Raw genomic sequence first — 21,100 nt, forward strand, 5'->3', positions numbered from 1 at the left:
AAACTAATTTTAACTATATAAGAAGTAAAAACCGATCTCATTGCTGAAAACGGTTTTTAAAAGTATTAAATTACAATCTTAATTTACATAATTCATATTATGTAAATATCATCTACAACAACAAATCTTTGACTTTTCCAATTTCACTTTTGGGAATCACTAGGTGAATCATATCACCCAGATACATTCTAGTTGAGCCGTGAACTGTTTGGCTGTTGCCATTATGGACTTGGGTAGTTATGAGTACGTTATGTGGCAAGTTGAGCTCGTGAACCTGTTTTCCTGCTATTTTATCTGAAACAGGAATTTCAATTAGTGTTACTTCTCCTTCGTCTGTTGCTTCTTCTGGTAGCATTTTTTCTAGCATGGCCTCATAGACCGGAGCACCCTTGAGCAAATCCATGACGATGTAGGCAACTAAGGTCACTAAGCCAAGTGGCATGAGGTTGCGAATATCTCCAACCATCTCAGTTACGAGTATCATAGCAGTTAATGGAGCCTTAGAAATTGCTCCAAAGTAGCCGCTCATTCCTAAAATGACAAATATAGGGAATTGTTCCTGACTGACAAGCCCAAAATTCACACAAATGACACCGACTAGGGAACCAAGTAAGGAACCGAGAGCCAGAATGGGAAGGAAAATCCCTCCTGGAAGGCCACTTCCATAACTAATCATGCTCCAAACAAAGCGAATCAAAAAGTAAGCTAATAAAACTTGGAAACTAAAATCTTGCTCAGTCAAAGAAAGAACGACCTGGTTTCCACCACCAAGAATTTGAGGTAAGAAGATCCCGATTGGTATGATAATGATAAAGGCCAAGATTGGATAATAAGCTCTATCCAAATGGATTTTTTGACCAAGCCAATCATAAACTCGACCAACATTGAGTACAGCTTCCTCATAGAGAAAACCAGAAAGCCCGAGAAAAACTCCCATGAGGAGGTAAATCCAATACTGGTCTAGGGTCATGAGAGGAATGTTATCCGGCATATCCAGTACGGGTGTTAGGCCAAATATGAGTAGTGAGACAAAGTTTGCTACGAGACTGGCTGCTAGAGTTGAGACCCAGAAAAAGCGTGAAAAATGGTGGTAAACTTCTTCTATAACAAAGAGAAGACCTGCGATTGGTGCATTAAAGGCAGCTGCTAGCCCTGCTGCAGCACCACTGGCAATCAAGGAGCGTTCCTCAACAGGGCTAGATTTGAGCCACTTGGCAATACCTTTTCCACCAACTGCTCCAAGTTGAATACTTGGCCCTTCACGCCCTAGCATAAGGCCACTGGCAATTGCAAGAATACCTAAAATATATTTTTTCCAGAGAATGCCCCACCAGTTGAGAGTCATGAGACCTTTTAGTTCAGCTTCGACTTGAGGAATTCCTGAACCCTTGATATCTTTTTCCGATCGAGTTAGTTTCGCACTAAGCCAGCAAACTATCAAATAAAATAGGCCAATGATAAAAAGATTGCGCACTAGGTGCGCTTGATCTTGATAGAGTCCTTGTATCAGGTGGAAGCCCTTTTCGATTAAGAAACGAAAGGATCCGACGATTAGCCCGACGACGAGACCAACAATGATTCCTCGTCCAACTTGGGATAATATGGTGCTTGAGGCAAAGGCAAATTCTTTCTTGGAACTGAGTGTTTCTGACTGTTCCTCCATAATCATTTCCTCTTACTTATCTTTCTTGGTTGAAACCAGTGTTTTGACTGGTTCAAAACTGGTTCGGTGAATTGGGGTGATACCTAGTTTTTCCAATCCTTCTAGATGTTTAGCTGTTCCATATCCTGCATTAGCCGTGAAATCATAGCCAGGATATTGCTTATCAAATTCCTTCATCAATTCATCCCGTGTCACCTTGGCCACTATAGATGCAGCTGCGATTGAGAGGGAGTTTGCATCTCCTTTGATGATTGCTGTTTGAGAAATCGGCAACTCCAGTTTCATGGCATCTATCAAGAGGTACTCAGGTTGCGGACTGAGCTGGGAGATTGCTTCCTTCATGGCCAGTTTGGTCGCTTCGTAGATATTGACTTGGTCAATGATGTGATTATCCTTGATACCAATACCTATTGCCAAGGCTTGGTCTTGAATGGCTTGATAAATTTCCAGATGTTTCTTTTTGGGGATTTTTTTGCTGTCGTTGAGGCCTCTAATCTTACAATTTTTTGGCAAAATAACGGCTGCAGCGACCACAGGACCAGCCAGAGGACCACGGCCGACCTCGTCAACACCTGCTATTAGGGTCAATCCTTGTTTATAAAGCTCTTTTTCATAGGAAAGCATGGATTCCAAACGAAGGTTTTCATCCAGTTCCGCCTGAATGGCCTTTTTACGCTTGCTGATTTCCTTTTGAACTCCAGAACGAGTATCTTTTTCGAATTCTAGAAAAAGAGGATTGTCTAATTCTTTGACAGTAGCAAGAAGTTCTTTGATTTCTTTAATCGTTGTCATCGATGTCGTCCAATGTATCTAAGGTATAGTTACCAAGTTTGCCATCACGAACTTCCTTCACGAAGAGACTGTAAAAGCGGTCGTAATCATCTCGGAAACCGAGGGCACGTGTCATATCCATGATGATAACAGGTGCTTCTTCTTCTATCTTCATTTGTTTGAAGCGTTCAGCTAGCTTTTCTGGATAATGTTTTTTGAAATAATTGAGACCAAAAATGGTCACTTCATCCATAGGAAGCAACTGGTCTTTAATTGCTCCTGTTAGGGCTAGTTTCAAAGCTACGGTTTCGTCTTCGAACTTAGGCCAGAGAATCCCTGGTGTGTCTAGGATTTCAAGGTCTTTGTTGGTTTTGAGCCACTGTTGCCCCTTGGTAACACCTGGTTTATTGCCGACAACCGCAATCTTTTTCCCAGCCAAACGGTTCATGAGAGTTGACTTACCGGCATTTGGAATTCCGATAATCATAGTACGCAAGGTTTCGATTTTGATACCGCGTTCTTTCTGGCGTGCAATCTTATCAGCCATGAGCTTTTTAGCAGCATCAGTCACAACTTTTACAGTAACTTGCTCTTTGGAGTTGATAGCCAGAGTTTGAATTCCCTGTGATTCAAAATACTGACGCCATTCTTTGGTCATTGCTGGATCTGCTAAGTCCGCTTTATTTAAAATCAAGAGTTTTGGTTTATCACCCACAATCTTGTTTAACATAGGATTTTGACTAGATAAAGGTAGCCGAGCATCCACCAAAATCGTCACAAAATCAACAAATTTTAGATTCTCCTGAACTTGTCGCCGAGCCTTAGACATGTGGCCCGGGAACCATTGAATTGTAGCCATAAATTTCCCTTTCCGACTAAAAAAACGTAGTAAAAACGTTTTCTCTCTTATCGTCTATTCTATCATAAATTAGGAACTTTTGCACAGCCTTTGACCACAACAAATGATAAATAGTAATCGTGCGAAATATCCTTGATGCCAGCAACGATTGACTTGACTTTTTTTACTGACGAGTATATACTTAGTGTATACAAATTCGTGGAGGTAGAGCGATGAATACAGTAAAGACTCGGAAGGTAGGGAACTCTCTCACTGTGACCATTCCTAAAAATTTGGGTATGACAGAAGGTCAAGAAATGGTTGTCTACAAAGGGATTGACGGAGTCATTGTCTTAGCTCCAAAACTGAAAGATCCTTTTGATGAAATTACTGATTTGAGAATGACAAATGATTTTGAAGAGATAAGGTCACTTGATAGCGAAATCTGAGTATATTCCTGAAAAGCAGGATATCATTTGGCTGGACTTTGATCCATCAGTCGGTCGAGAAATCCAGAAACGGCGACCTGCTTTGGTAGTTTCTAGGAGAGAATATGCCTTGCAAACTGGTTTTGTAGCTGTCTGCCCTATCACTCATGGCCAACAACGTTTGGCAGAAAAAGGCTTGCTCGTTCCTGTCTCGTCGGACAAGGTAGATGGCGCTGTCAATCCATTTCAATTGTATACCTTTGATTTTCGGATGCGTAATGCTCGAAAAATAACAAGAATGGACACACAATGTTTTCAGAAAGTCGTCCAACTTTACCAGTACATCTTTGGAGATACATAAATCCTACCATGCATAGACAAGGTAGGATTTTTTCTATATGAGTAACCTATCTAGAAACGGGTGAAGGCAGTTTGTCAAAATCCCTCTAATCCAGCTTTCCTGTGCTGAAGATAGATGCTCTGCCTGAAGGCATTCTTTTAGAAAATTGCGGACTTGTTCTGGTGAGATTTCAAACTCTAAAGCTTTCATCTTGTAGAAAAAGTCGATGAGATGCCCAGATAAGTAATCATCTGAAAAGGGTACTTCACCACTTTTTCGATACTCTAGTAAGAGTCGAGCAAATCTGGCTTTTTCATCAGGCAAACCACGAAAATAGGAATTAAGAAGCCAAGTCTGCTTCTGCTTTCGTTCAATAGGATCTTGATTTGCAATTCGCTGATCCTTTTCCAGCTCCTTTTGGTTTTGTTTAGCCTTGACAGCCCGTTCGTCTCTATTCTTACCAAAGAGGATTTTCTCCCATTTTCGTTCTTCTTGGGTCAAGGTTTCTGTAAAGCCAAAGTAATCTTGATAAGCTCGTTCTGCAGGTCCCATGGCAAGAATGAGATTGTCAGCGTATTGCTTGGCGATTTTATCTCTTTTCTTGCGTTCTTTCTCTGCTTGAATCCGTAAATGCTGCTCGTAGTCTATTTTTTCCTTACCTAGCTTGACAAGGTAGAGTTGATCATCAGACTTTCCAAGTAGAAAGGGTTTGATACATTTTTCAAGGACTTCTTCTAGACGTGCCTTCTTTTTTGGTTCTGCCTTGGTCCAACTTCCGCCTTGGAAGACTTCTAGGAAGAGCTGATAGTCTCTCTCAGGTGCGGATTGATTGCCACGATTGGCTTTGAAAACACCTTTTTCCCAAAACCATTTTAGAAGTCGTTCGTTAAAATCGCTTTTATTGACCTTGATTTTTTCCTTTTTCTGAGCCTTTTTGGTTAGGTTTTCAACTTTTCTGAGTAGTCTTTCTTCCTCTTCCAGTTGCTGATCGAGGCTAATACGATGAAAATGGCGAACACAGTCGCTTCCTATAGGGAAGAGACGTTGGCCTGTAACTCCGTTAAAGAGTTCGTAGGCGTATTTTATGGCGTTCCCACAGACGCAATTGCTACGGCCAATGCCATTAAAAATCAAGGAAACTTCATTCCATTCCTTGGTAGCTTGATCCCAAGTATCGGCTTTTGAAGCCTGTAAAACCGCATCGTGCAGGGATTTTCTAACTGGAAGAATCATGAGGTTTCCTTTCTAGGTTATACTTTTACAACTTGAACCTCGTCTTTACCGAGTAAAATCAAGTATTTCTCAATATTTTCAATCAAATAAGCTCGTGATAAGGCCTCACCATATAGGGCTAACTGGCCACGATAGCGGTCTATGAGTTGACTTGGTTGATCATAACGGTCAGTCTTGTAGTCAAAAAGAACGATGCGATCCTCATAAAGCAGATAGCCATCCAAGATCCCACGGACAACGAAGTCTTCCTGACTCTTTTGTTCTCGTTTGAGCATAGAAAAAGGTTGCTCGCGGTAAAGATGGTCGGTATTAGCGAGAATCTCCTGACCAAGTGGTGTTTCAAAGAAGGCTAGGATTTTAGAAAGATTGATCTTGTCTCTAACAGCTGGACTAGTCTGAACTTGTTTAAGTGTTTCTGTTAGGCTAGCAAGGGTTGGTTGCTGACTAAGGTCAATTCTCTGCATGAGTTCGTGAGTGGCACTACCAATCTCAGCTCCAGTTACCTTTTCTTTAGTTGAAAAATCTGGTAAATCAAAGTTGATTTGCTTCTCCGGTGATTGAGTTTGGTTAGTAATTTCTACCCCTTCCATATCCATAACGGGTTCGTAGAATTTCTTGATTTGGCTTGGAGTTTGAACACTTGGTAGTTCAATGGCTGCGCGGTGCAGCGTATTATAGACTTCTACTTCTTTTAGCATTTCAAGAGCTTCTTTGATAGTTTCTGACTGGCGATTGTCTGCTTGAGAGCTATCTTGTAGAGGGCTCTTATTTTCCAATTCTCCGATAGCTTCTCTAGTCAACTGGTCTTCACCAATAAAACGATAGCTAAAATTGAGATTGTCCTTGGCAAATACTTTGCTGATAGCCCAGATCCAATCTTGGAAATTTCTTGCTTGCAGTCTGGTATTGCTATCTAATTTTCCGTTATTTGCTGCCGGGTATTCCTTGGCTTCTAGCTTTTCACGAGAACCCTTACCGACAAGATAGAGCTTTTTCTCAGCCCTCGTCATGGCAACATACAGCAAACGCATCTGCTCTGAATAGCTAGCCAATTGCAGTTCTTTCTCATTCTGCGTATAAGTTAGGCTAGGAATGGAGAGTTTGATGGTTTTAGGATAGTGTGCTTCCACTGCTCCTGTTTCCACTTTGGCAATGTATTTGACACCAAGTCCATTCTGACGACTGAGAATAACTTCTGACATCGAGTCTTGCTTGTTGAAGTCCTGATCCATGTTGAGGATAAAGACATAAGGAAACTCCAGACCTTTACTCTTGTGAATGGTCATAAGTTCTACCGCATCCTTAGGAGGAGCTACTGCTACGCTTGCGAGGTCATGCTGGGCTTCTAGTACTTGGTCAATCATACGTATAAAACGCGACAAGCCCTTGAAATTACTCTTTTCAAACTGGTCAGCACGTAGCGCTAGGGCATAGAGATTGGCCTGTCTAGCAGGTCCGTTCGGCAAAGCTCCAACATAGTCATAATAAAAACGTTCGTTGTAAATCTTCCAAATCAAGTCATAAAGGGAGTGGGTTTTAGCATATAAGCGCCAAGAATCCAAGATATCCATGAATTGATTTAGTTTTTCCTCTAAAGCTTTGTAAATTAACTCTTTCCGTTCAGCTGCTTGTTTTTGAGCATGAAGCAGTTTCTCATAAAGATTCTCTTGGACTTTATCAGCTGCTTTCTGAAGGGACAAACGTGCCAGCTCGTCCTCATCAAAGCTAAACATTGGAGACTTCATAAGAGCAACCAAGGCATAGTCTTGCAGAGGATTGTGGATGACACGAAGAGTGTCTAGCATGACTTGCACTTCTAGAGATTGGAGGTAATTATTTTGTTCTCCGTCTGTTTTGACAGGAATCCCATACTCAGACAAAGCGAGGAGGATCTGGTCATTACGACTGCGACTGGAGGTCAAAAGTGCGATTTCTTTAAAAGCAACACCTTTTTCCTGATGAAGCTTCAGAATTTCCTTGATGACTAGGCGCATTTCCCCTGTGAGTTTTGTTTCTGTTTGGCTCTCTTCCTCCTCTTGTCCGCTGTCGTCCTTATCGTAGAGAAGAAATTCTGCCTTGTTCTCAGGATTGGGAGTTAGTTTGGTATTGGCAAAAACAAGCTGGTGCATGCTGTCATAGTTAATTTCGCCGACCTCTTGGTCCATAAGGCGCGCAAAAACATCATTGGTTGCAGACAGCACTTCTGAACTACTACGGAAATTTTCCTTGAGGAGAATCAACTTGCCTTCTTGAGGATTTTGCGCATAGCGTTGGAATTTTTCATTGAAAATCTGCGGGTCTGCCTGACGGAAACGGTAGATGGACTGCTTGATATCTCCCACCATAAAGCGATTGTGACCATTCGACAGCAATTCTAGCATCCGTTCTTGAATGTGGTTGGTATCCTGATACTCATCGACCATGACTTCATGAAATCTCTCTTGATAAGTCTCGCGAACTTGTGGGAAATTCTCTAAAATCTCAATGGTGTAATGACTGATATCAGCAAATTCAAAAGCATTTTCCTGGCGTTTACGTTCTCGATAAGCTTCCACAAAATCACTCATAAAGGTTTGGAAGATTTTACCTAGATCCCAGGTGTCTTCATGATAACGTTCTTGATAGTCGAGAATGGTTATCTGGTCTGCTAGTTGTCCTAGTTTAGCAAACTGGGCCTTTCTCTCATCGTTATAGGCATCAGCCAGTGGTTTCAAATCGGCCTTACGACTAGAATTAGCCAGAGCCCGACCATTTTTCTCCTTAGAGATGGCGACAACACGAGCAAGCACGGCTTGATAAGCCTGGCTATCGGACTTTTGATTTAAGGAGCCAATTTGATCCAGAACCTGTTGAACAGCTTCTAAATAGGTAGCTTTTGGAAACTCCTTTGCATCGTTATCCAGATGATAACGGAGGAAACTTTCCAAATCCCAGAGCGCCTGTTTGATTTGCTCGGTTTGTTTGTCTTTCTCATTTGCAAAGTCAGCTTTTTCAAACCCTTTGAGAAAAGACTCGTTCAGCCATTTTTGGGGGCTACTGGTGGATTGGAGGAAATCATAGATTTTGTAGACTTGCTGGCGCAAACCTCGTTCATCCTTGCCACGTCCAGCAAAGTTCTTGACCAAGCTACTAAATTTCTCTTTATTCTCACCTTGGTAATGCTCTTCAAACACCTGATGAAAAACTTCGTTTTTGAGGATTAACTGTTCACTTTCATTTTGTAGAATACGGAAATTTGGTGCGATATCAATCAGATAGCCATGCTTGCCAAGGAATTTTTGTGTGAAAGAGTCCATGGTTCCGATGGCAGCGTTTGGCAGGTCTGCCAACTGGCGTCCCAAGTGTTGTTTGAGATCGACATCATCGGTTTCTTGGATTTGTTGGCTGATTTTTTTCTCCAAACGTTCCTTGAGTTCAGTAGCAGCCTTGACGGTAAAGGTCGAGATAAAGAGTTGAGAAATTTCGACACCACGCGCTAACTGATCCAGAATGCGCTCTGCCATGACAAAGGTTTTCCCTGAACCAGCAGACGCTGAGACCAGAATATTTTGCCCTGCGGTATAAATGGCTTCGATTTGCTCGGCCGTTTTCTTCTGTTCCTTGTTCGAATTCGCTTCTGCTTCTTGCAATTTTTGAATCTCTTCCTCAGTCAAAAAGGAAATGGGCTTCATCGATTCAACTCCTCTCTCATTTTCTCAAACCAAGCTTGCTTAAGCTTTTCTCCGACCAGTCGTTTGCCATCCGCTAGGTCTAACTTTTCTAGGAAACGGGCTTGTCCCAAGTGGTAATTAGCTTCAAAGCCAGTAATAGCCTGATGTTGCTGGACGTATGGGGCAATACTTCTGCCATTCTCTGTGTATGGATTGATGGCGAACTGGCCTTCTAGGATTTTCTCAGCGGCCTTCTTGTAAAGATGGGCATTATAGTCTAGTAGGAGCTGGAATTCCTCGTCTGTCAGCTGATTGGCCTTATTTTTGTTATATAATTCGCCCAAGTGACTGCTTTCTTTTTCTAAAAAGAGTCCCTGGTATTTCATTAACTTGCTGGCTTCTGCTACTGCTCCAGCCAAACTCTTAACGGTCAACAGAGATTGGACAGGTTCAGCCATTTCCAAGTACATGGCGCCGAAAAAGTTCTGTTCTCCTTCTCCCTTAAGAGCAGCAAGATAGGTTGGCAGTTGGGAATTTAAACCATTAAAGAAATGAGGAAACTGAAACTGGGTCAAACTTGACTTATAGTCCACCACTCCTAGCGCACCGTCTGCTTTCAGGCGGTCAATACGGTCAACCTTGCCTCGCACATGAACACTTCGCCCATTATCCAATTGAATAAAGGCCTGGTCCTTGCCACCAAATGTTGCTTCCTCTTGGATGGTTTCGATAGCTGGATTATGACGAAGGATGTGGCCCGTAGTTCGCGCGACATCAAGCAGAACTTCCTTGGTAAATTGGGCTTCCAAACTTTCTTGATAAATAGCTTCAAATTCGCGTTCCTGGCTGGTTTCCTTGATGGCTTGTTCCAAACACTGATCAAAGGAATCTTCATCAGGCAGTTTTAAGGCACGTTCAAAGATACGGTGCAAGAAATTACCATGGCTACGAGCATCTGGACGCAGGCGCACTTCTTCCTGCAAACCTAAGACATAACGGAGGAAATAACTGTATTCATTGCGGTAAAACTCCGTCAGACCAGAGGTAGACAGGTAAAACTCCTTGTCAACTGGATAGAGAGCCTGCAAGGTCTCTTTCTCTAATGGTTTGCTACTTGGACTATTTGGGAGTGCTGGATTTGTAAGGCCTTTTTGATCTAGTTTTTTACCCATCACACGCGCCAAAACCTTGACAAAGGTCAAATCTTGCTCCCTATCACTCGTATCGCCCTGCTGATGATAGGCAACAAGGCTAGATAAGAGACTATGATATGACCCCATATCATCCTTAGACAGACCTTTGTGATGAATCTTCTTCTCTATCCGGCTAAATCCAAAACTCACCAGTTCCTGAAGATAGGCCGATTCCTTGCTCTCATTTTCATTGAGGAGACTTGGGGCGGATAACACCAACTGCTTACGGGCAGCATTAACTAAGGAAAGCATGGTATAGCGATTTTTCTTGAGGTTTTCACTGCTTGCAATCTGTAATTGCGCTCCCTCTTCAGTCGCTTGGTTTAGCCTTTGCCTTTCTTCATCTGTCAAAAGGCTGGTATTCTGCGCGATTTTTGGTAAATGATCCTGAGTCAGTCCGATAGCATAGACAAAGTCAGCGGTCAGAGGGGCAATCAAATCATAACTCTGCACCAGAACTATGTCCACTGTTGCTGGAATAGTACGGTACTGAGAAAGGCTCATCCCAGAATGAAGCAAGGCCAGGAAGTCCTCCAGACTAACTTGTGAACCAGCAAAAACCGTCGCAAATTGTTCTAAAACATGACAGAAGGCTTTCCAAACCTCAGCTTGTCTTTCCTGCTCTAGAGCTTCCATAATAGCTGTCAAGTCTTGCATCTGCTTGCTTAAAGCAGCATTTTTTAGAAAAATACTCCACTTTTGCAAGAGATTTTCAGCCTTCTGTTTCCGACTGGCAAACAAGGTTTCAAGTGGAGCCAAAACTCGCAGACGAAGAGAATTTAAACGCTCTAAATCAAATTTTCCATGGTGGGATTTGGTAAAGGTCTGCTGAAAAGCAGGCAAGCCATTGATGCCAAGGTAGCGGAGATATTGCTCAAAAGCATCAATATCAGCCTGACTAAGGTCAGTATACAGACCAGTTCTGAGGAGATTAATCAAATCCTCCTGACGAAAACGGTAGCGTTTCAAACGCAAAATAGATTCGACATACTGAGTCAAAGGATGATGAGCCATGGATTCACTTCTACCAAGATAGAAAGGAATCTGGTACTGGTCAAAAATAGTTTTCAACGATAACTGGTAAGAAGCCACATCACCCAGCAAAATACGGAAATTCTTGTAACTCAGTTCTGGATGGTCATGTAATTTCTGACGAATGCTACGCGCTACTAACTCCAACTCCTCTTTTTGCGTCAAACAAGACCAGATTTGCAGATTTTCACTATCCTTCTCATTGATATCTAAAGCGAGTTCTGAGAAGTCATAAGAAGACTCTAGCAAACGAGAAGCCTTGTCAAAACTATCTATTTTCACATGAGTCTGAGAACGATCCTGAGCAGGTGTTTGGTATTTTGCCCCCAAATGATGAAGAAATTCCACACTGGCTTGATAGAGATTGCCTTCAGTGAACGGACTGGTATAGGCTTTCTTGCTTGCATAAGCACCAATGACAATCTCAACACCTTTACGCTGGAGCAGATCCACCACATGCTCTTCCTCGGCAGAAAAACGGGTAAATCCGTCAATGACCAAGGCAATCTGACTAAAATCACTACTTACCTTATCATTCTCAATAGCCTCAATCAAATGGGACAACTGACTTCCCTGAGCCAACTGACCTTGATTGAGATAGGCTGTTACTTTCTCAAAAATCAAGAGTAAATCTGCTCGCTTGTCCTCATCCGTCAAACTTTTCAAGTCTAAAAAATTCATCTGAGCAATCGTCATCTCATGATAAAGTTCAATCAACTGCTGGATAAACTGTGAATCCTGCTTAATCGCACCATAAACACGTAAGTCCTTGGGATCTAGTTCTGCAAGACATTTATAAAAGGCCATCCCAAGACCGATGTCATCAAGACTGGTCTTAGCTGGTAAATCATTTAAAACCAAGTAACGAGCCATCTGAGCAAAGCGCGTGACAGTAATCGCAAAAGAAGCCTGCTGGGACAAGCATTCCAGCACAGCACGTTCCTTTTCAAATGAAAGAGAGTTGGGGGCGATGTAGAAAACCCGCTTGCCAGCAGCAACTAGCTCCTCCGCCTCTCTAGTCAGGATTTCTGTCAAAGAAGTCCGAATATCAGTATAAAGTATTTTCATCTCTGCCTCGTTTGGTTTATCAAAGTTTCTTACTCTATTATAGCAAAGTTCACTTCACAGTCCAAATCCAAAATTCTTGTTGATAATCATTTAACTAGCAAATCAATCATACTTCATCATCCACTTTCATATGATGAAAGATATAGAGGAAAAAGTCTTTGGAAACTTCAAAATGTCCATAACGAAGTCGAGAAGTATAGTCTCTCCATTCAGGATGTTGTCTGGCTATTTCTATGGAACAATCCTTGACTGGTAGATAATACTCGACATTTCGTCTAAAGGGAAAGAATCCTTCAAATTGCTCTACTTGATAGGCTTTGTCATCTATAATTTTACCTACGGCCACAAAAGCCTGTAACTTATCTTGACCATTCATATCGTATTTTGGACTATAGTATAAAAGATAGTCACCTTTTTTCATACGATTTAAGGGGCCGCCCTTTCCATGACAGACCTGACAAAAATTTCCCTCAACTCCTCTTAAAACATGGTTCTTTGAAACAACTCCGACCCAATATCTAGGCATTTTTATCCTCCAACACTGCTAACATGCGATTAAAACTTTCTCTATCGTTAGAAAGTTTTTCAAAAAATTTTTCATCAATCCCTTCTACTAAGGGTAAAGCTTGATTGACCTTCTCCACACCAGACTTTGTCACTAGGACCAGTTTTGCTCGACTATCCTTTGGGTGTTGATCGCGTCTGATGTAGTCTTTCTTCTCCAGTAGTCTAACAATCTGGGAAACCGTCATGACATCCATTCCAGTGAACCGAGCAATATCAACTTGCGTTACATATTCCTCTTTATTAGACAAAAACAATAGCGAGGTTAAAACGATAAATTGAGGCAAAGTGAGGCCAACTAATTTCAAGACTCTTTTCAAATTGCTTTCCCATTTGTTGTAAACTTTAATGAAAAGAAGACCTGTAGACTCTGTTTCATCATTTTTGTAAATTGAATTAAAGTAATACTTTGACATTATTTCTCCTTAAATATTAAGTATACATATTATATAAGAATTTATTTTGTTTTTCAAGAAAAGGAAAGTGAAATGTTACAATTCTGTCAGACATTTTATAGTCTATATGCTATAATAAAAGCAAAACACCTAGAAAAGGAAGTCTTATGATTAAACTACTTGCCTTGGATATGGACGGAACCCTCCTTAATGAAGCCAAGGAAATCCCCCAAGCCCACATCACTGCCATTCACCAAGCCATTGAAAAAGGTGTCAAACTGGTTCTCTGTACAGGTCGCCCGCTTTTCGGTGTCCTCCCCTACTATAAACAACTAGGACTTGACCTCCAGAACGAGTACGTCATTGTCAATAACGGTTGCTCAACCCATCAGACCAGTGATTGGGGTCTAGTTGACTGGCAAGAACTCAGTCCAGCTGATATCGAATACCTCTATGACCTAGCAGAAAAAAGCGACGTCCAGTTGACCCTTTTTGATGAGGAACATTATTTTGTCCTCGGTGGTAAGCCTAATCAAATCGTCCAAAATGATGCCAAGCTAGTCTTTTCAGACCTGACTGAAATCTCCCTTGAGGATGCGACTAGTGGCAAGTATCGGATGTTCCAAGGCATGTTTTTAGGAACAAAAGAGCAAACAGACGATTTTGAGCAGCGATTTGCTGAGGAGCTCTGCCAACGATTTAGCGGCGTTCGTTCGCAGCCTGTCATTTACGAAGCCATGCCCCTTGGGACGACAAAGGCTACTGCTCTTTCTCGACTAGCAGCGATTTTGAAGATTGACCGCTCAGAAATTATGGCCATGGGCGATGCCAATAACGATATCGAAATGCTTCAGTTTGCAGGGCTTGGCATTGCTATGGGAAATGCCAGCGACCATGTCAAATCTCTTGCAAACGACGTTACAGCTAGCAACGAAGAAGACGGCGTTGCGCGTGCGATTGAGAAGTATATTTTATAAAAATAAAAGCAAATAGACAGAAATTACTACTATTTGCTTTTTTTACTATTTAACCCAATAAGCAATCAGAGTTATAATCCATAGATGAGCTGGGTAGAAAATATAAAAGAAATATTTATTCCAGCTAGTTTCCTTTCCTCGCTGTCCATTATACAAGGCCATAAAAGGAAAGACAGTGATAAAGAGCCAGTCAGAATTGTAAAGCAGCATTTCCAAGGTTTGGTACCAAGTATCATAGGTATGGATAGAAGTCACTAATAGGAAGGCCCACAGAAACGCGTAGAGGAGATTTCGCAATCCCTTGCGATTCCGACAAGAGTAACTAATCAAGAGAAATGGTAGCATGGTGATACCACCCTCAGTAAAAAGACAACCGAAAATCAAGGTACCAGCAACCCCAATCCGACGCCACAACTTCTCTTTTTGATCCAGCTCTTTTCGAGGAAAACCAATCCAAAGCATGGTGACACCAATGGCCAAAGTAAAGAAAATATTATTATTGACCATTACTCCCTTAGATGCAAATAGGGCATTGAATAGGCTATTTCCAGCAAACATGATAAGCGCCCAACTCCAAAGGCGGATGAGGTAGTTTTTCAAATTCCGAGTATGAATGAATCCTTCCATAGCCATATAGGCAAACCAAACTCCTACACAACGGGTCAAGGCGTGAAAGATACCTTCCCACAGAGGAGAAACGATTCCGGTGATATGAGGGATATGGTCTAGAACCATTACTGCCGCCATCAGGTACTTCAACTGCGTCGCATTCCATTTTTTCATAATAAACCTCTTTCTTTTTAATCTACATAGAGTATAGCATACATTTTCACGTATAATCGTACACCCATCTTACATTTAAAAAGCCTATCTTACATTTTTGTAAGACAGACTTTTAGCAACTGATTTTTATAGGCTCTATAATTTCTGTAGTGGGTAAAAGCACTGTAGGAATTATGGAGCTGTAGAAAAAAAGTCCCATAAGACCCATAATGAAAAGCGACCAAACCATCATTAGAAAGAATCTTATGGAATCATTACATTTTGTCACAAACCTACTCGATATTAAAGACCCTAATATCCAAATTATGGATTTTGTTAATAGAGATGCCCACAAGGAAATCATCGCTAAACTCGACTACGAGGCTCCATCTTGCCCTGATTGCGGAACCCAAATGAAGAAATATGACTTTCAAAAATCGTCTAAGATTCCTTACCTTGAAACAACTGGTATGCCTACCAGGATTCTCCTTACTACCTTCCAGAACACTTGAGCTAGGATGCATACAGCTTTAAGAAAGGCAAGATGAGCTTCATTGCACTGGATTTTGATTCCAGAAAAAGTAGAGATATCTTAGGCGGGTGAATTCAAGCAACGATTCGCAATCACTTTCTACGCTACGATAGAACCCTTCGTTACCAGATAAAAATCATTATGATGGATATATTTAGTCCCTACTATGATTTGGCTAGACAACTTCACTTTCGAATTTCTAGACTCAGACTGAAACAGTCTCCCAGACTGTTTCACTCCCAAACGCTAAAATCATGCTGGACCGTTTTCACATTGTACAACATCTCAGTCAGCCTATGAACCATCTTCGTATCCAAATTATAAAGTAATTGGTCTGAAAAACTCACAAGTACAAGGCACTCAAACGCTACCGGAAACTCATTCACTCAAGAGGGATAATCGAAAACTCAACGATAAACAATTGTTTCATCCAACTATTCGCATGTATCTGACCAACAAAGAAATTCTAGAAAAGGCCCTTGCATACTCTCAAGAACTTAGAGAGCACTATGAACTCTATCAACTATTACTGTTTCATTTCCAAGAGAAACAGGCTAATTCATTTCTTTTGTCTTATTGAGAGATACCATTTCTAATGTAAATCCTATCTTTCTAACAACTGTTTTTTAGACCCTTTTGAAAGATAGGGACAATATCATGAGCGCACTGGAATTGCCCTACTCAAACACAAAACTAGAAGCTACTAACAACCTCATCAAGATCATCAAGCGAAATGACTTTAGTTTTTTAAACTTTGAAAACTTCAAAAATGGTTTTGAAAAGTTATTAATGTCACTATTTTAACAGATTTTAAATCTTATACCATTTTAAGTAATACAAGTAGCTCATTGAGAACGAGAGAGCCACTCATTAATCATACCAGCGATTTCTTTAGGTGCTTCAGTATAAAGCTCATGGCCAAAGTTTTCTAAAAAAATAGTATCAAAATAGCCTGGCAATTCTTTTAGGACTTCTTCTCTCCATCTAGCTTCATTAGGATATCGAGGACTAATAAACAAGGTATCTCCTACTTCTCTCTTAAAAGATTGTATTTTCCTCCGTAGGCGGAGTATCGCTTCTGTATTTTCATAATTTATAGCTAACTCATATCTATTATACTCAGCATTCCAGTGATAGGACTGTCTTACAGCTTCCTCCATATTTTCTGACCAATGCTTTGCTTCGGATTTCTCTTTAGAAATGAGAAGATTTAAGTCCAAAACGGTTTGAGATTCGATATAGTTTTTAGTTTCCTCTAATTCTGTATCTAAAGGTAAAACCTTATCTAAATCTAAATAGCCACCATCCAAAAGAACCAGTTTTTTAACTTCATAAAATTTCGATGCGAGATAACGAGCCAAATCCCCTCCAAGAGAATGGCCTATCAGACAGATAGATTCTTCCTCTACAATCTCATTTTTAAACCATGATTTCAATTCTGTTTCATCTCGAAGATGCGTTTCATATGGATTTAGAAAACAGACCTGCGAATCTAGTTCTTGAAGAAAATCCTTACTATGATAGACATTGCTTCCCAGACCGCCAATAAAATATTTTTTCATTCTCTACTTAATACTATGCTTGTTCATTTTTTCTTGGAAAATATCTGTCAGAATTTGGCGCAATTCTTCTCTTTCCTTCTCAGGAATCTCACCACTTCTCTTGGCAACTGCGTAGAGCTCTGGATGTTCGATAGAAATACGCTTTATTGTCCGAGTTGTTGCGTGTTTTCGCACGAAAAAGGGAATGCGTTTGATCCATTCCTGAGGTACTAGGGCAAGGATTTTCGCAGCGGTTTCCTTATCGCTAATCTCAGATGTTGTCAATCCTTGCTTAATCATCTCTTGTTCTTTCTCAGTAAAATCTTTTAATTCCATGATTCTTCTCCTATCTACAAATAACTCTAGGATAAATTATATACCATTGCTGGCAAAACTACAAAGACTACGTCTTAAAAATGACAGGTTAGCTACTATTTTTCCTCCCCTCGTATAGCATAAAAATACATAGTCCTGATATCCCATCACTTTCCATCCCAGACTCCAATAAAAATGAGAAATGAAAACGCAATTACTATTTTCATTGAGATTCGTGGTTTATCATCAGACTGAAAATGCATGCTGATTTTTTCTATAGCGTATTTTGTCTTGGTATAGGAGGAAAAATCATCTATCAACTCTTTAGATCCGACAATGACAGTATAATCTGTGACAAGTAAAAAAAGACTGGAACGAATGGTTACCCATTCATTACAGCCTTTTTAATCCTCTTTTTATTGAATGACGAAACCTTTAGGCAAAATCACCAGTTGCTGTTCCAATTCTTGGCAATGACTGGCTAGCGCTACAGAATCACTGTCTACAAGATAGTTTTCACTTGATTGGTTAAAAATAGCTTGGACCTTTTGTCCATCATTATCCCATTCTAGAGCTACAACATCTGGCTTGATTTCTTGCAGACTATAGGTGCCATGTTGGATAATGCCTGAAACATCCTTACGAAGTTGAATCAATTTCTTCATAAAATTAAGCATGTCATTACTGCCTGAAACACGTTCCCAAGGCATGACACGACGACAATCTGGATCTGGTCCTCCACCTAACTCCAACTCCGTTCCATAGTAGAAACACGGTGTTCCCCTTTGCAAAAAGAGGCAAGCAAGGGCAGACTTCACAAGTTGGGGATCTCCCTTGGCAGTAGCCAAAATACGCTCCGTATCGTGCGAATCCAAAAGATTGAACATCACTTCCGAAATCTGTTGTCTATAGTACATAGACTGGCTATTGATCTCATCGATAAATTGATGAGACTTCTTAACCCCACGCAAGAAATAATCCTTGATACTGTCAGAGAGAGGATAATTCATGACTGCGTGGAATTCATCGCCATTTAGCCAGGGCTGGGAAGTGTGCCAGACCTCTCCAAGAATATAAAGGTCAGGCTTTTTAGCCAAGACAGCCTTATGGAAATCTCGCCAAAATTGGTGGTCCACTTCATTAGCCACATCCAAGCGCCAAGCATCAATATCAAACTCTTCAATCCAGTAGGTCGCAACGCTCAACAAATAGTCCTTCACTTGAGGATTGGCCGTATTGAGCTTGGGCATATAGCTAGCAAAGGCAAAGGTATGATAAGGGAGCTTTCTTGGATTCCCCAGCTTATCCTTGGTCACTGGGAACTCTTGAACATGGAACCAATCTTTGTAAACGGAATCTTCACCATGTTTGAGAACATCCTGCCATTGTGGAGATTTGTCCCCAATATGGTTGAAAACAGCGTCCAGCATGATCTTCATGCCTCTCTGATGGGCTTGGTCGATCAGTTGACGGAAGGTTTCCTTGTCTCCAAAATGACGGTCAATTTCAAAATAATTCGTTGTATTGTACTTGTGATTGCTTGGGGATTCAAAGATCGGACAGAGATAAAGTCCTGTAATGCCTAAATCTTGCAAGTAATCCAGATGGTCAATAATACCTTGTAAATCACCACCAAAGAAATCGCTCGTCTTTGGTTTGATAGAGGAATCCCAAGCTAGCGCACCTTCAGGTGAAATCTCAGGGTTCCCATTAGCAAAGCGTTCTGGGAAAATCTGATACCAAACTGTATTTGCCACCCAGTCAGGAACATGGCAAGCATCAATCTCATGGATATAAGGAATTTTAAATCCATTTCCTTCATAATGAAGATTTTCTAGCGTGTTTTCAACACATCCCTTATCGCCATACAAAATACTCTGAGCTTGCTTATCTTTCAGTTCAAAGAGATACTGGAGTCGCGCATAGCCAACCGTAATTTCCGCTTGCCAGTAATCAAATAAGGCATCAGAAGTAACTTTGACCATCACCTTGCTTGCTTCATAATGGTCCTCTAAAAAGATAAAAGTGTCTCCATAATGCAAATGGATGCTTTCAATATCATCTTTCTTGGTCCGGATACGAATGTGCATTGTCTTGTCTTTATAAAGATAAGCATACTCCGACTCTGGTCTATGGTAAATGGCAGTCAATTCCATTATATCTGTCTCCTAGTTTACTTTGAATCGCTTTACGACGCAAACGTTTTCATAATTGTGATTCTAGTATACTACTTTAAAATTTTATTTTCAAGACTTGTCTGTAGTTTTGAGTGGATTGTTTATATAAATAAAAAAGCAGCCAGTCTTACAACTTGCTACTTTTCAAATGATGATTTACAACTGTCTTTCCAGCCACTCTATCTTTTTAAAATCCTTATTGTTATTGTGGTTATTTCGATAGGAATCTTGGGAAGAAGCCTTGTAAATACTTAAATACTGTTTTAGGTTTGGAACACGAAATGTGATGTCATCGAGATGAATCAGCTCAATATCCGATTCCGATACTCCTGCAAAATCTGGTAAGGAATTGATACTTCCAAACTCAACTCTCAGACCATCCTTTTGGAATTCATGCTCGTGAATATCTACCAAGGTATAGCCTAAGTGGTTCATCACTTTCATTATCTTGTCCCAGTCATAAATTCTGAGATGATCAGGTGCTTCCCAACCTCTAGGGTCACCAGCCACATGAATGTCAATGTCAGACGGCCCCCATTCTTCATTTGATCGGTATTCAAACCCCAAAGACCCCATGAGCGTCGGTGTGATTCCGACTTGGTTTAAATGAGAGCAAATTGTTCGAAATTCATCAAATAGAGAATTCATTTCTCCTCCTATCGTTGATATGAAACTTGATTTCTCACTAATAGTTAAATTAGTTTTACCTTCTACTCTTTCGGTTGTGAAAAGACCTCAATATGCTGACCTAGTACCTTGATTTCTACAGGTAGATTATCGGATTTGTCGCCATCAACATCCGTTTCCAATTCACTATCTGAAGAGATTTTTATATGTCGAGCTTTCAGATACTCGATATTGTCATTTACGACAACATCCCCTTTTAATAAATCAGGGATAACTGACAATTTAGTAAGAATTGACGCATCTTTTAGAATCAAAATATTAGCATAGCCATCTTTGTCTTCTTCAAAGATTTTCTTATCAGCGAAGTAATTTGTCAAGAGAACCAAAACATGACTAGCTTCACCAACATAATTTCCATTTTCTGTCTCAATCTTAATGTTAAAGACCTGATCCGTCATGACAGACTTCATTGTATTTACAGCATAGGCAAGGATACCAAATTTTGTCTTGTCCTCGATTTCAACATTGTGAATCGCCTCAGGCAGAGAACCGATACTAAAGATATAACCAAAATAGTTATCATTTGCTTTACCGATATCAATCTTGTTGGTTAAGTTAAAATCGAGTTCATCTATCGCGCCATCGATGTCTTGATTGATTTCCAACAGTTTCGTAATGAGGTTACCCGTCCCACCAGGGATAATCCCTAACTTAGGAATGTAGTCTCTCTCAGCAATACCCGAAATGACTTCATTGACAGTCCCGTCTCCACCGAAAACAACCACTGCATCGTACTCCTCACGAGACGCTTCCTCAGCAAAGTGTGTTGCATCCAGTGCTTTTTCGGTAATTTTTGTTTCCACATGCTCAAAATAATCTTTGGCTTTATTCTCCAGCTTGACCTTATAATCCAAAGCCTTTTCCCCACCAGAAGTAGGGTTGATAATTAACATTGCTTTTTTCATTGATTGTCCTTTTCATTAATGTAAAAGAG

The 21,100-nt window shown here is 40.7% G+C and carries 17 protein-coding genes and 1 pseudogene; 4 read left to right on the forward strand and 14 right to left on the reverse strand.

Annotated features, from left to right (window positions below; all coding sequences use genetic code 11):
• Window positions 1-112: 112 nt before the first annotated feature.
• From D8847_RS09255 to ylqF, 3 genes are read right to left on the reverse strand one after another with little or no spacing between them, the layout of a single operon-like run.
• The gene (locus D8847_RS09255; protein ID WP_125841349.1) at window positions 113-1,663 is read right to left on the reverse strand and encodes a ClC family H(+)/Cl(-) exchange transporter; all 1,551 of its coding nucleotides are present in this window, start codon (window positions 1,661-1,663) and stop codon (window positions 113-115) included.
• 12 nt (window positions 1,664-1,675) lie between these two features.
• Window positions 1,676-2,455, reverse strand: coding sequence for a ribonuclease HII (locus D8847_RS09260; RefSeq protein WP_125841350.1), 780 nt, complete (start codon window positions 2,453-2,455; stop codon window positions 1,676-1,678).
• Window positions 2,442-3,293, reverse strand: coding sequence for a ribosome biogenesis GTPase YlqF (gene ylqF, locus D8847_RS09265; protein WP_007516673.1), 852 nt, complete (start codon window positions 3,291-3,293; stop codon window positions 2,442-2,444). The genes D8847_RS09260 and ylqF overlap by 14 nt, the downstream gene beginning before the upstream one ends.
• Before the next feature lie 212 nt (window positions 3,294-3,505).
• Here ylqF and mazE point away from each other — a divergent pair, with 212 nt between their 5' ends.
• Together mazE and D8847_RS09275 are read left to right on the forward strand one after the other, a co-directional pair.
• Window positions 3,506-3,721, forward strand: a complete 216-nt coding sequence (mazE, locus tag D8847_RS09270) for a type II toxin-antitoxin system PemI/MazE family antitoxin (protein ID WP_125841351.1) — start codon at window positions 3,506-3,508, stop codon at window positions 3,719-3,721.
• Complete coding sequence (locus tag D8847_RS09275; RefSeq protein WP_045617136.1) at window positions 3,705-4,061, forward strand: type II toxin-antitoxin system PemK/MazF family toxin; 357 nt, start codon at window positions 3,705-3,707, stop codon at window positions 4,059-4,061. Before mazE ends, D8847_RS09275 begins: the two co-directional genes overlap by 17 nt.
• 33 nt (window positions 4,062-4,094) lie before the next feature.
• On the opposite strand, the gene D8847_RS09280 is transcribed toward D8847_RS09275, so the two are convergent.
• The 5 genes from D8847_RS09280 to D8847_RS09300 all read right to left on the reverse strand — a co-directional run bounded on the left by D8847_RS09280 (window position 4,095) and on the right by D8847_RS09300 (window position 13,196).
• The gene (locus D8847_RS09280; protein ID WP_125841352.1) at window positions 4,095-5,273 is read right to left on the reverse strand and encodes a hypothetical protein; all 1,179 of its coding nucleotides are present in this window, start codon (window positions 5,271-5,273) and stop codon (window positions 4,095-4,097) included.
• Between the two features lie 17 nt (window positions 5,274-5,290).
• On the reverse strand, window positions 5,291-8,944 hold the full coding sequence (gene addA / locus D8847_RS09285; RefSeq protein WP_125841353.1) for a helicase-exonuclease AddAB subunit AddA: 3,654 nt from the start codon (window positions 8,942-8,944) through the stop codon (window positions 5,291-5,293).
• A complete protein-coding gene (gene rexB, locus D8847_RS09290; RefSeq protein WP_125841354.1) occupies window positions 8,941-12,216 on the reverse strand; it encodes an ATP-dependent nuclease subunit B in 3,276 nt (1,091 codons plus the stop codon). Before rexB ends, addA begins: the two co-directional genes overlap by 4 nt.
• 106 nt (window positions 12,217-12,322) lie before the next feature.
• Entirely contained in the window at window positions 12,323-12,742 is a 420-nt protein-coding gene (locus tag D8847_RS09295) for an EVE domain-containing protein (RefSeq protein ID WP_001138490.1), read from the reverse strand.
• Entirely contained in the window at window positions 12,735-13,196 is a 462-nt protein-coding gene (locus D8847_RS09300) for a MarR family winged helix-turn-helix transcriptional regulator (RefSeq protein WP_125841355.1), read from the reverse strand. Before D8847_RS09300 ends, D8847_RS09295 begins: the two co-directional genes overlap by 8 nt.
• 146 nt (window positions 13,197-13,342) lie before the next feature.
• On the opposite strand from D8847_RS09300, the gene D8847_RS09305 reads away from it, so the two are divergent.
• Window positions 13,343-14,152: a Cof-type HAD-IIB family hydrolase gene (locus D8847_RS09305; protein ID WP_125841356.1), complete on the forward strand. Its 810-nt coding sequence runs from the start codon at window positions 13,343-13,345 to the stop codon at window positions 14,150-14,152.
• Window positions 14,153-14,197: 45 nt separating this feature from the next.
• On the opposite strand, the gene D8847_RS09310 is transcribed toward D8847_RS09305, so the two are convergent.
• Window positions 14,198-14,935, reverse strand: coding sequence for a TraX family protein (locus D8847_RS09310; RefSeq protein ID WP_125841357.1), 738 nt, complete (start codon window positions 14,933-14,935; stop codon window positions 14,198-14,200).
• A 245-nt stretch (window positions 14,936-15,180) separates the two neighbouring features.
• On the opposite strand from D8847_RS09310, the pseudogene D8847_RS09315 reads away from it, so the two are divergent.
• Window positions 15,181-16,250: pseudogene (locus D8847_RS09315) on the forward strand (transposase).
• A gap of 41 nt (window positions 16,251-16,291) precedes the next feature.
• Here D8847_RS09315 and D8847_RS09320 read toward each other — a convergent pair.
• The 5 genes from D8847_RS09320 to D8847_RS09340 all read right to left on the reverse strand — a co-directional run bounded on the left by D8847_RS09320 (window position 16,292) and on the right by D8847_RS09340 (window position 21,071).
• Window positions 16,292-17,008, reverse strand: a complete 717-nt coding sequence (locus D8847_RS09320; protein WP_125841358.1) for an acyl-CoA thioester hydrolase/BAAT C-terminal domain-containing protein — start codon at window positions 17,006-17,008, stop codon at window positions 16,292-16,294.
• Window positions 17,009-17,011: 3 nt separating this feature from the next.
• Entirely contained in the window at window positions 17,012-17,323 is a 312-nt protein-coding gene (locus D8847_RS09325; protein ID WP_125841359.1) for a hypothetical protein, read from the reverse strand.
• A gap of 395 nt (window positions 17,324-17,718) precedes the next feature.
• A complete protein-coding gene (locus D8847_RS09330; protein ID WP_125841360.1) occupies window positions 17,719-19,458 on the reverse strand; it encodes a glycoside hydrolase family 13 protein in 1,740 nt (579 codons plus the stop codon).
• A 177-nt stretch (window positions 19,459-19,635) separates the two neighbouring features.
• Window positions 19,636-20,127 (reverse strand): phosphoribosylanthranilate isomerase, encoded by a 492-nt coding sequence (locus D8847_RS09335; RefSeq protein ID WP_125841361.1) that lies wholly within the window; start codon window positions 20,125-20,127, stop codon window positions 19,636-19,638.
• 62 nt (window positions 20,128-20,189) lie between these two features.
• On the reverse strand, window positions 20,190-21,071 hold the full coding sequence (locus D8847_RS09340) for a diacylglycerol/lipid kinase family protein (RefSeq protein WP_125841362.1): 882 nt from the start codon (window positions 21,069-21,071) through the stop codon (window positions 20,190-20,192).
• Window positions 21,072-21,100: the final 29 nt, after the last annotated feature.

This window comes from Streptococcus mitis, from assembly GCF_003942795.1.
GTDB classification, from domain to species: domain Bacteria; phylum Bacillota; class Bacilli; order Lactobacillales; family Streptococcaceae; genus Streptococcus; species Streptococcus mitis_BJ.